Source organism: Mycolicibacillus trivialis (assembly GCF_002102395.1).
GTDB classification, from domain to species: Bacteria; Actinomycetota; Actinomycetes; order Mycobacteriales; family Mycobacteriaceae; genus Mycobacterium; species Mycobacterium triviale.
Map to the genome: position 1 here is coordinate 1 of NZ_LQPZ01000052.1, position 11015 is coordinate 11015.

At 71.0% G+C, this 11015-nt stretch carries 10 protein-coding genes and 2 pseudogenes; 10 read left to right on the forward strand and 2 right to left on the reverse strand.

Translation table 11 applies throughout. The features are described from left to right. Window positions 1-450: response regulator transcription factor (locus AWC30_RS16930; protein ID WP_133053716.1), on the forward strand; the 450-nt coding region annotated here is incomplete at its 5' end. A gap of 15 nt (window positions 451-465) precedes the next feature. Here AWC30_RS16930 and AWC30_RS16935 read toward each other — a convergent pair. Continuing rightward, window positions 466-1281, reverse strand: coding sequence for an MBL fold metallo-hydrolase (locus AWC30_RS16935; protein WP_207568468.1), 816 nt, complete (start codon window positions 1279-1281; stop codon window positions 466-468). Between the two features lie 117 nt (window positions 1282-1398). Between AWC30_RS16935 and AWC30_RS16940 the strand changes: the two genes are divergently transcribed. From AWC30_RS16940 to tsaD, 8 genes and pseudogenes are all read left to right on the forward strand, one after another. Continuing rightward, window positions 1399-2844 carry an NAD(P)H-hydrate dehydratase gene (locus tag AWC30_RS16940; protein WP_085111415.1) on the forward strand — a complete coding sequence of 482 codons (1446 nt, stop codon included), beginning with the start codon at window positions 1399-1401 and terminating at the stop codon, window positions 2842-2844. Window positions 2845-2857: 13 nt separating this feature from the next. Beyond that, window positions 2858-4252, forward strand: coding sequence for a glutamate decarboxylase (gad, locus tag AWC30_RS16945; protein WP_085111416.1), 1395 nt, complete (start codon window positions 2858-2860; stop codon window positions 4250-4252). Between the two features lie 55 nt (window positions 4253-4307). Further along, window positions 4308-5453, forward strand: coding sequence for an alanine racemase (gene alr / locus AWC30_RS16950; protein WP_085111422.1), 1146 nt, complete (start codon window positions 4308-4310; stop codon window positions 5451-5453). Continuing rightward, the gene (locus tag AWC30_RS16955; protein WP_085111417.1) at window positions 5443-6531 is read left to right on the forward strand and encodes an alpha/beta fold hydrolase; all 1089 of its coding nucleotides are present in this window, start codon (window positions 5443-5445) and stop codon (window positions 6529-6531) included. Before alr ends, AWC30_RS16955 begins: the two co-directional genes overlap by 11 nt. After that, a complete protein-coding gene (gene tsaE, locus AWC30_RS16960; protein WP_085111423.1) occupies window positions 6524-6991 on the forward strand; it encodes a tRNA (adenosine(37)-N6)-threonylcarbamoyltransferase complex ATPase subunit type 1 TsaE in 468 nt (155 codons plus the stop codon). The genes AWC30_RS16955 and tsaE overlap by 8 nt, the downstream gene beginning before the upstream one ends. Then, window positions 6988-7635 (forward strand): annotated as a pseudogene (gene tsaB / locus AWC30_RS18245) (tRNA (adenosine(37)-N6)-threonylcarbamoyltransferase complex dimerization subunit type 1 TsaB); the annotation flags it as partial. The gene tsaE and the pseudogene tsaB, both read left to right, overlap by 4 nt. Window positions 7636-7641: 6 nt before the next feature. Then, window positions 7642-8097 carry a ribosomal protein S18-alanine N-acetyltransferase gene (rimI, locus tag AWC30_RS18250; protein WP_308214377.1) on the forward strand — a complete coding sequence of 152 codons (456 nt, stop codon included), beginning with the start codon at window positions 7642-7644 and terminating at the stop codon, window positions 8095-8097. Then, a complete protein-coding gene (tsaD, locus tag AWC30_RS16970) occupies window positions 8094-9119 on the forward strand; it encodes a tRNA (adenosine(37)-N6)-threonylcarbamoyltransferase complex transferase subunit TsaD (RefSeq protein WP_085111419.1) in 1026 nt (341 codons plus the stop codon). The genes rimI and tsaD overlap by 4 nt, the downstream gene beginning before the upstream one ends. A 1-nt stretch (window position 9120) precedes the next feature. Here tsaD and AWC30_RS16975 read toward each other — a convergent pair whose 3' ends face one another. Then, window positions 9121-9735: a C39 family peptidase gene (locus tag AWC30_RS16975; RefSeq protein ID WP_085111420.1), complete on the reverse strand. Its 615-nt coding sequence runs from the start codon at window positions 9733-9735 to the stop codon at window positions 9121-9123. A 203-nt stretch (window positions 9736-9938) separates the two neighbouring features. Here AWC30_RS16975 and AWC30_RS16980 point away from each other — a divergent pair. After that, window positions 9939-10940 (forward strand): annotated as a pseudogene (locus tag AWC30_RS16980) (DUF222 domain-containing protein); the annotation flags it as partial. Window positions 10941-11015 lie beyond the last annotated feature (75 nt).

The window sequence follows — 11015 nt, forward strand, 5'->3', positions numbered from 1 at the left end:
CCAATACGAGACGATCATCAACACAGCCGCCTCAGCGGCATGACACCGACACTGTCACCCGATCGTGCACCAGTCCCTAGTGGTCAGGTGCGGTTCGGGGTGTATGACGCCGGTTATGCGGAGTTGGTGGGGTCGGTGCGGTCGGGGTTGGGGGAGCAGGCGTTCGGGGTGGCGTGGGGTGAGGGGTTGGCGTTGTCGTCGGGGGAGGCGGTGGCGTATGCGTTGCGGGGGCGTGGTGAGCGGGGGCGGCCGGCGCAGGGTTGGGATGCGTTGACGCCGGCGGAGTGTGAGGTGGTGCGGTTGGTGGGGGAGGGGTTGTCGAACAAGGAGGTTGCGGCGCGGTTGTTCGTGTCGCCGCGGACGGTGCAGACGCATCTGACCCATGTGTATGCCAAGCTCGGGGCGACCTCGCGGGTCCAACTGGCACAGGAAGCCGCCCGAAACGGGTGAGAGGCCCAGCGGAGATCAGGTCAGATCGTCGTAATCGCCGCGTACCCAGGCGATGTGACGTTCAGCAGATCGCTGCACCACCGCCTGCGCGTCGGTCTCGATCGCGTTGGTGAACAGCCCGTACGCCCGGTCGAAACGCAGCGCCGCCAACGTGGCCGCCATCCGCGCGACCACCGCCCCCGACAGCGGAATCAGATTCGGATAGCTGCGCATGAATCCCACCGACGCGCGGTCCGGGTTGGGGAAGATCGTGTCCCCGGTGAGCAGCACCCCGCGTCCGTTGGCACCGTCCCGCCAATGGGCGACCGCGTTTCCGGGGAAATGGCCGCCGACCTGAACCAGGGTCAGCGCATCGGTCAGCGACAGGGTTCCCGACCACTGCTGGATCACCGGATCAGGGCGTCGTACCCACTCGGCGTCAGCGGCATTGACGTAGACCGGCACGTCGCCGAGCCGGCGACTCCACTCCACCTGCGCCCCGAACATGTGCGGGTGGCTGGCCGCGATCCCGATCACCGGTCCCTGCGCAGCGACCGCGGCCACGGCGGCGTCGTCGAGGAACCCACACGGATCCCACAGCAGATTCCCCGCCTCGGTGACTACCAGCTTGGCCTGCTGGCCGATCCCGAACCGCGGTGTAGCGCCGACCACAAGCAACCCGGGCTCGAGGAATTCCGTATGCGAGTGCGTTCCCTCGGCGGCCAACTGTTCCAACGTCGTCCACTGCTGCCCTGTGCGGGGGACCCACTGGCGCTCGTCGGCGCAGATCGAACAAACCTCAGGAGTGGCATCGTGTTCCACTCCGCATGTCGCGCATGACCAGAACACGATCCCCAGCCTAGTGAAGGACACTCGCCGACGGTCGGTTTCGGTCATCAGCAGGCTCCGGAGCCGGTGTCACGACGTACTCTGGTGCGCGTCGGACCGATTCGAGCGGGACGGGAGCAGATGCGGCACTACTACACCGTTGAACAGATCCGTGCCGCCGAAGCGCCACTGCTGGCCGGTCTGCCCGACGGTGTCCTGATGCGGAGGGCCGCATTCGGGCTCACCGGCGTCCTTCTCGACGAACTGCGGCGCCGCACCGGCGGTGTCGTCGGCCGGCGGGTGTGCGCGGTGGTGGGCTCCGGTGACAACGGCGGCGACGCGCTGTGGGCCGCGACCCTGCTGCGCCGTCGCGGCGTCGCGGCCGACGCGATCCTGCTCAACCCCGACCGCGCGCATGCCGCCGGGCTCGCCGCGTTCGACAAAGCCGGCGGCCGGCGGGTCGAGCAGGTCCGCCCCGGCACCGACCTGGTCATCGACGGGGTGGTGGGTCTGGCCGCCCGGGGCTCGCTGCGCCCGGCCGCCGCCGAGGTCTTCGCCGCGATCGAGGACGCCGGCATCCCGGTCGTCGCCGTCGACCTGCCCAGCGGTCTCGACCCGCACACCGGTGCCGCCGACGGACCGGCCGTGCGTGCCGCGGTCACCGTCACGTTCGGGGGTCGCAAACCCGTACACGCGCTGGCCGACTGCGGGCGGGTGGAGCTGATCGACATCGGTCTGGACCTGCCCGACACCGACCTGCTGGGCATCGACGCGGCTGAGGCGGCGGCGCGCTGGCCGGTGCCGCACCGCTCCGACGACAAGTACACCCAGGGGGTCACCGGGGTGCTGGCCGGCTCGGCGGCGTACCCGGGTGCGGCGATCCTGTGTGCCGGCGCCGCGGTTGCCGCCACCTCCGGGATGGTCCGGTACGCGGGTAGCGCCGCCGCCGAGGTGGTCGACCACTGGCCCGAAGTCGTCATCGCCCCCAGCGCGGCGGCCGCAGGCCGGGTCCAGGCCTGGGCGGTCGGGCCCGGATTGGGCACCGACGAGACCGCCGCCGCTGCGCTGTGGTTCGCGCTGGACACCGACCTGCCGGTCATCGTCGACGCCGACGCGCTGACCATGCTGGCCGCCCACCCCGACCTGGTCGCCGGTCGGACCGCACCGACGGTGCTCACCCCGCACGCCGGAGAGTTCGCCCGGCTCGCCGGGGAGCCGCCCGGAGCAGACCGGGTCGGCGCCGCCCGCGCCCTGGCCGACAGGTTCGGGGCCACCGTGTTGCTCAAGGGGCACGTCACGGTCATCGCCGAACCCGGCGGCGGATCGGTCTACCTCAATCCGGCCGGCCAGTCCTGGGCGGCGACGGCCGGCTCCGGCGACGTGCTCTCCGGGATGATCGGCGCACTGCTGGCCGCCGGGCTCCCGGCCGGCGAAGCCGCCGCGGTCGCCGTATTCGTGCACACCCGCGCCGCCGCGCTCGCGGCCGCCGACCCCGGCGCCGGCACCGCGCCCGCCTCCGCGTCGCGGATTCTGCACCACATCCGCGCCGCGATCGCCGAACTCCGAAACCGAGAAAACACCCACTAGAGAGGACCCGTCCGTGTCATCCCACCCCTCTGTTCCTGCGCACTCAATCGCACCCGCCTACACCGGCCGGTTCTCCTCGACGCCGGTGCCCGCGCTGCGGCTGCCCGAAGAGTCGATGGAGCCGGAGGCGGCCTACCGGTTCATCCACGACGAGCTGATGCTCGACGGGTCCTCCCGGCTCAACCTGGCCACCTTCGTCACCACCTGGATGGACCCCGAGGCCGAGAAACTGATGGCCGAGACGTTCGACAAGAACATGATCGACAAGGACGAATACCCGGCCACCGCCGCGATCGAACAGCGCTGTGTGTCGATGGTCGCCGACCTCTTCCACGCCACCGGTCTCGACGACACCGACCCGAACAGCGCCACCGGGGTGTCGACCATCGGCTCCTCCGAAGCGGTGATGCTCGGCGGGCTGGCGATGAAGTGGCGCTGGCGCAAGCGTTTGGAGGCGGCGAACAAGGACTGGAAGTCGCGCACGCCCAACCTGGTGATGGGCGCCAACGTGCAGGTCGTGTGGGAGAAGTTCTGCCGCTACTTCGACGTCGAACCGCGCTATTTGCCGATGGCAGAGGACCGTTACGTGATCACCGCCGAGCAGGTCGTCGACGCCGTCGACGAGGACACCATCGGGGTGGTGGCGATCCTGGGCACCACCTACACCGGCGAACTGGAACCGGTCGCCGAGATCTGCGCTGCGCTCGACGAGCTGGCCGCCAAGGCTGACGGCCCCGACGTGCCGGTCCACGTGGACGCGGCCAGCGGCGGCTTCGTCGTGCCGTTCCTGCACCCCGAACTGGTGTGGGACTTCCGCCTGCCGCGGGTGGTGTCGATCAACGTCAGCGGCCACAAGTACGGGCTCACCTATCCGGGCATCGGCTTCGTCGTTTGGCGTGATCGCGACCAACTGCCCGACGAGTTGGTGTTCCGGGTCAACTACCTCGGCGGCGACATGCCGACGTTCACGCTGAACTTCTCCCGGCCCGGCAACCAGGTCGTCGGTCAGTACTACAACTTCCTGCGCCTGGGGCGTGACGGCTTCACCGAGATCATGCGCTCGCTGTCGGAGACCGCGCGTTGGCTCGCCAAGGAACTGGCCGCCAGCGGACACTTCGAGATGATCACCGACGGCTCGGCCATCCCGGTGGTCAGTTTCCGGCTCGCCGGGGACCGCGGCTACACCGAGTTCGACGTCTCCCACGAACTGCGCACCTACGGCTGGCAGGTCCCGGCCTACACGATGCCGCCGGACGCCGAGGACGTCGCGGTGCTGCGGATCGTGGTCCGCGAAGGCCTGTCGGCCGACCTGGCGCGGGCCCTGAAGGACGACATTTTCAAGACGGTCGCAGCCCTGGACAAGACCAAACCCGGCGGGCACTTCGACGAACAGCACTTCGCGCACTGAGCCGGGGCGGCACGGCGGCCCCGGTTCGGTCGGCGGCTTTGGGACAATGGTGGCGATGACAGCGACATCCCAGGCCAGTGGGCTGATCGCCGAGGCCGCGATCGACCTCGGCGCGATCGCGCACAACATCGGCGTGCTGCGGGAGAAAGCCGGTTCGGCGCAGGTCATGGCGGTGGTCAAAGCCGACGGCTACGGCCACGGCGCGGCGCAGGTCGCGCGCGCCGCGGTCGGCGCCGGGGCTGCCGAACTCGGTGTCGCCACCATCGACGAGGCGCTGGCGCTGCGGGCCGACGGGGTCACCGCGCCGGTGCTGGCCTGGCTACACCGTCCGGGGACCGACTTCGCGCCGGCGCTGGCCGCCGACGTCGGTATCGGTATCTCCTCGGTGAACCAACTCGACGCGCTGCTCGACGCGGTGACCCGCACCGGCCGCACCGCCACCGTCACCGTCAAGGTGGACACCGGCATGAACCGCAACGGGGCTCGCGCCGCTGAGTTTCCCGCCCTACTCGACGCGCTGCGCCGCGCCGCCGCCGACGACGCGATCCGGCTGCGCGGGCTGATGTCGCATCTGGCCTGCGCCGACGAACCGGACCACCCCTCCAACAACCTTCAGGCGCAACGATTCTCCGAGCTGCTCACGATGGCCGCCGACCACGGCGTGCGGTTCGAGGTGGCGCACCTGGCCAATTCGCCGGCCACCATGACCCGCCCCGACCTGGCCTACGACATGGTGCGACCCGGTGTCGCCGTCTACGGACTCAGCCCGCTGCCGCACCTGGGCGACCTAGGGCTCATCCCGGCGATGACGCTGAAAACCACGGTGGTGCTGGTGCGTCCGCTGCGTACCGGGGAGGGCGTCTCCTACGGCCAGACCTGGATCGCCGACCGGGACACCACCGTCGCCCTGTTGCCGATCGGCTACGCCGACGGCGTCTTCCGGCCGCTGAGCGGGCGTTTCGAGGTGCTGATCAACGGCAGGCGCCGGCGCAATGTGGGCCGGGTGTGCATGGACCAGTTCGTCGTCGACCTGGGGCCGGGGCCGGTCGATGTCGACGAGGGCGACGAGGCGGTCCTGTTCGGGCCGGGACAGGCCGGCGAGCCGCTGGCCCAGGACTGGGCCGACATGCTGGGCACCATCCACTACGAGGTGGTCACCAGCCCGCGCGGACGTGTCACGAGGACCTACCGTGAGCCCTAGCAGCGGTGAGCGCACCCGTTGGCTGGCCGGTGCGGCCGGCCTGGGCGCCGTCGGCGCGCTCGCCGGCACCACGGTCACCCAGGCCGTCACCCGGCGCACCACCGCCGTCGACCACTACGCCGGTGAAGACTTCGCGATGCTCAAGCACGACCCCGGCTGCCTGGTGACCACCCCGGACGGGACGGTGCTGGCCGTGCGCGAGGTCGGCCCGCCGGACGCGGCGGTGACCGTGGTCTTCGCCCACGGCTTCTGTCTGCGCAAGGCGGCGTTCCACTTCCAGCGGGTGCGGCTGATCCAGGAGTGGGGGACGCAGGTCCGGATGGTCTTCTTCGACCAGCGCGGACACGGCCAATCCGACGCACCGGGACCGGAGACCTACACCGTCGCCCAGCTGGGACAGGACCTGGAGGCGGTGCTGAAGGTGATGGCGCCGCGCGGCCCGGTCATCCTGGTCGGGCACTCCATGGGCGGGATGGCGGTGCTCGCCCATGCCCGCCAGTACCCCGCGCAGTACGGGCCGCGGGTGGTGGGGGCGGCCCTGCTGTCCTCGGCCGCAGAGGGGGTGACCCGTTCGCCGGTCGGGGAGATCCTGCAGAACCCGGCGCTGGAAGCGGTGCGGTTCGCCGCACGCTACGCGCCGGGACTGCTGCACCGCGGCCGCGGTGCCGTGCGATCGGTGATCGGGCCGATCCTGCGGGCCGGCTCCTACGGCGACGAGAAGATCAGCCCGTCGGTGGTGGCGTTCACCGAGCAGATGATGCACGACACCCCGATCGCCACCGTGATCGGATTCCTGCACGCGCTGGAAGTTCACGACGAGTCCGCCGCGCTGCGGGTGCTGGCCAGGATCCCGACCCTGGTGGCCGCCGGTGACCGCGACCTGCTCACCCCGGAGGAGAACTCGGTGGCGATGGCCGACGCCATGCCGAAATCGGAGCTGCTCATCGTCCCCGGGGCAGGTCATCTGCTGCAGCTGGAGTCACCCGACATCATCAACGACGCGTTGGTGCGGCTGGTGCAGCGCGCCACCCCGGACCGGCTGGTGACCCTGACCCGACGGTTGCGTGGCCGTGTCTGACCGGGCCGGTCGGGCCAGGCTGCCGACCGCCGCCGACACCGTCGCGCTGGGCGCCCGCTTCGGGCGCCAGCTGCGCGCCGGCGACGTCGTGGTGCTCTCCGGGCCGCTCGGTGCGGGAAAGACGATGCTCACCAAGGGAATAGCCGAAGGACTCGACGTCGACGGTCCGATCACCTCGCCGACCTATGTCCTCGCCCGGGTACACCGGGCCCGCCGCGACGGTGACCCGGACCTGGTCCACGTCGACGTCTACCGACTGCTCGAACACCCCGGTGCCGACCTGCTGGCGGAGTTGGACTCACTGGATCTGGACACCGACCTCGACGACGCCGTGGTGGTGGTCGAGTGGGGTGAGGGACTGGTCGAGCGGCTCGCCGAGCGTCATCTCGACGTCCGGCTGGACCGCGAACCCGGCGGCGACGACGGACGGACCGTGACCTGGCGTTGGAGCATCCCGTGAGCGGCCCCCGCACCGTGCTCGCGCTGGACACCGCCACCTCGGCGGTGGTCGCCGGTGTGCTGCGCTGCGAGCCGGGTGCGGCCGGACCGCCGATCCTCGAAGTGCTCGCCGAGCGGATCACCGTCGACCCCCGCGCCCACGCCGAACGACTCACGCCCAACGTGCTCGACGCGCTGCGCGACGCGGGCGTGGACATCACCGACGTGCAGGCGGTGGTCGTCGGCTGCGGCCCGGGCCCGTTCACCGGGCTGCGGGTGGGCATGGCCACCGCCGCCGGCTACGGCCAAGCCCTCGGCATCCCGGTCCACGGGGTGTGCAGCCTGGATGCGATCGGAGTGCGCACCAGCGGGGAGGCGCTGGTGGTCACCGACGCGCGCCGCCGGGAGATCTACTGGGCGCGTTACCGCGACGGGCGGCGCATCGACGGGCCGGCGGTGGCCGCGCCGGCCGACGTCGACCCGGGCTCGGCCGCCGCTGTCGCCGGCTCCCCGCAGCACGCGGGGCTGTTCGGACTGCCGGTGCTCGACATCGCGCACCCCGACGCGGCCGGGCTGGCGGCTGCGGTGACCGACTGGAACCGCGCCCCCGCGCCGCTGCGGCCGCGCTACCTGCGTCGTCCGGACGCCAAGAGCCGTGCCGAGCGCGCCACCGTGCAGTACGGGCCGCTGCGGTATGACGACGCCGAACGCTGCGCCGAGCTGGAGTCACAGCTGTTCCCCGGCGACGACCCGTGGCCGCGCGCGGCGTTCCTGCGTGAGCTGGAGGCGCCGCACAACCGCTACACGGCCGCCCGGGTCGGGGACGAGGTCGTCGGCTACGCCGGCATCTCCCGGTTGGGACGCACCCCGCCGTTCGAGTACGAGATCCACACCATCGGCGTCGACCCGGCTCACCAGGGACACGGGATCGGCCGTCGGCTGCTGGCCGAGATGCTGGAGTTCGCCGGCGACGGCGCCGTCCATCTGGAGGTGCGCACCGACAACGACGCCGCGATCGGGCTCTACCGCGATGCCGGGTTCGTCACCGTCGGGCTGCGCAAACGCTATTACCGGGCCAGTGGCGCGGACGCCTACACGATGCGTCGCGAGGCGGGGGCCGGGTCATGACCACCGTCCTGGCGATCGAAACCTCCTGCGACGAAACGGGTGTGGGTATCGCGCGGCTGGATGCGGACGGCACGCTGACCCTGCTGGCCGACGAGGTGGCCTCCAGCGTCGACGAGCATGTCCGCTTCGGCGGCGTGGTGCCCGAGATCGCGTCGCGTGCGCACCTGGAGGCACTCGGCCCCACCATGAACCGGGCACTGACCGCCGCAGGCATCGACCGTCCCGACGTGGTGGCCGTGACCATCGGGCCCGGGCTGGCCGGTGCGCTGCTGGTCGGGGTGGCCGCCGCGAAGGCCTATGCCGCCGCCTGGCGGGTGCCGTTCTACGCGGTCAACCACCTGTGTGGACATCTGGCCGCCGACGTCTACCAGCACGGGCCGCTGCCGGAATCCGTGGCGCTGCTGGTCTCCGGAGGACACACCCACCTGTTGCACGTACGGTCGCTGGCCGAGCCGGTCACCGAGTTGGGGGCCACCGTCGACGACGCGGCGGGGGAGGCCTACGACAAGGTGGCCCGGCTGCTGGGGCTGGGCTACCCGGGTGGGCGAGTGCTCGACGAGCTCGCCCGCACCGGCGACCCCGACGCCATCGTGTTCCCGCGCGGGATGACCGGGCCGCGCGACGAGCGGCACGCGTTCAGCTTCTCCGGGCTGAAGACCGCGGTGGCCCGGCACGTCGAAGCCCACCCGGACACGCCGGCCGCCGATGTCGCGGCCGGCTTCCAGGAGGCGGTCGCCGACGTGTTGACCATGAAGGCGGTGCGCGCAGCGACCGAACTGGGAGTGTCCACGCTGCTCATCGCCGGCGGGGTGGCCGCCAACTCCCGGCTGCGGGAGCTGGCCGAGGACCGCTGCGCGCAGGCCGGCCTGACGTTGCGGGTGCCGCGGCCGCGGCTGTGCACCGACAACGGCGCGATGATCGCCGCCTACGCCGCGCAGTTGGTCGCGGCGGGCGCGGCGCCGTCGTCGCTGGACGTGGCGACTGACCCGGGGTTGCCGGTGGTGGTGGGTCAGCTGCGGTGAGTCAGCGGGTGACGATCAACAGGTTGTCACCCGTCGACCACGCTTGGGTGAACGTGGCCGTCGGGATCTGCTCGTCGCGGCCGGTGGGAGTACCGCTGTCGTTGAGGTGGACGACATCCGAGCGGGTATCGACGCCGGTGACGACGACGGCGTGATCGGCCTGACCCCGCTGCCCCTGGGGGGAATTCCAGATGGTTTCCGCGTTCACCCCGGCGATCACCTTGTGCCCGCCGGCGAGGTCTTGTTCCAACCCGGCCATGGTGTTACCGGTGCTGAGATCGGAGGCGATGCCGTATCTGCTCAACAGCAGTACGAGATCGTCCGGTGAGGTGCCGTCGAAGGCGTAGACGCTGCCGCGGTGCACCTCGCTGTGGGTGAAGACCCCGCGCAGTTCGATGCCCACTTGCGAGGGTTCACGGCCGGTGACCTGGCCGACGACGTCGGCGACGGCCATCAATCCACAGTCCTCCTGGTGCTGGTAGCGCCAGTAGGGAGCGGCGGCGCCCGGGTCGCCGTACATCTGACCGTCGGGGTCGGCAGAGACCGGCGCGGCGCCGCCGAGGGCGGTTGCGGCCGCCGCAACGGCCGCCGCGACAGCGCGCATTCCGATGACCATGCGCCGAGTTTTCCCCTTCTCGCTGCGACGCGGCTGGGTATCGCCTCGCAAACCGATGAGGAGCGGTGCGGGTTGGCTGTAACGGCTCTGGCTGCTGGGGCTGGGGTGACGGGAGTGTCGGCTCAGTAATCACTTGTGCCTCAAGTGTTTCGGGCTGGTTTTCGGGGGTGCGCGGTGTCCGACCCGCGAGCTATAATTCGAACATGCGTTCGAGCAGTCGGGAAGAGGTCGTCGAAGCCTTCGACGCCCTGGACGCCGACCTGACCCGCGCCCTGGACCTGTCCTTTGACGCCCTGACCACCCCCGAACGGCTCAACCTGCTCGAGCGCATCGAAACCCTGCGCCGGCGCCTACCGGGCCTAGAACGCCCCCTGATCGACGAGCTGACCCACGCCGACCCCGATGAACTCGGCGGCAAACTGCACTGGGCCCTCGCCGATCGGCTTCACCTGACCCGCGCCGAAGCCAAACGCCGCATCGACGAAACCGCCGACCTGGGCCCCCGGCGGCGCTTCGACGGCCAACCCCTGCCCCCACTGCTGCCGACCACCGCCGCCGCCGCCCGCGCCGGACACATCAACAGCGCCCACATCCACATCATCCGCGACTTCTGGCACCACCTGCCCACCGACGTCCTGCCCGAACTGGCCGCCAACGCCGAAAAACACCTCGCCAACCTCGCCTGCGATCACCGCCCCGACGAGCTGGCCAAACTCGCCTCCTGCCTGGCCGACTGCCTCAACCCCGACGGCCTGTTCTCCGACATCGACCGCACCCGCCGCCGCCACCTATCGCTGGGCCGTCAAGACGCCGACGGGATGAGCACCCTGACCGCCACCCTCACCCCCACAGCACGCGCCGCCCTCGACGCCGTCCTGGCCCGCTGGGCCGCACCCGGGATGTGCAACCCCGCCGACACCACCCCCTGCCGCGACGGCACCCCCCACCAGGCCGCCATCGACAACGACGACCGCAGCACCGGCCAACGCAACCACGACGCCCTGGCCGCCCTGGCCACCGCCATGCTCGCCTCCGGCCAACTCGGCACCCACAACGGCCTACCCGCCACCATCGTGGTCACCACCACCCTCACCGAACTGCAAACCCCACCGCGCACCGCCCACGCCGGCGGCCCCAAAGCCCACACCGGCGGCGGCACCTGGCTACCGATGAGCGACGTACTCAAACTCGCCACCCAAGCCCACGGGACTGGTGCACGATCGGGTGACAGTGTCGGTGTCATGCCGCTGAGGCGGCTGTGTTGATGATCGTCTCGTATT

What these genes read in the sequence shown, in the direction of transcription:
- AWC30_RS16940 (WP_085111415.1), top strand. Translation starts at nt 1,399, where the DNA reads ATGCGGCACTACTACACCGTTGAACAGATCCGTGCCGCCGAAGCGCCA.
- alr (WP_085111422.1), top strand. Translation starts at nt 4,308, where the DNA reads ATGACAGCGACATCCCAGGCCAGTGGGCTGATCGCCGAGGCCGCGATC.
- tsaD (WP_085111419.1), top strand. Translation starts at nt 8,094, where the DNA reads ATGACCACCGTCCTGGCGATCGAAACCTCCTGCGACGAAACGGGTGTG.
- AWC30_RS16975 (WP_085111420.1), bottom strand. Translation starts at nt 9,735, where the DNA reads ATGGTCATCGGAATGCGCGCTGTCGCGGCGGCCGTTGCGGCGGCCGCA.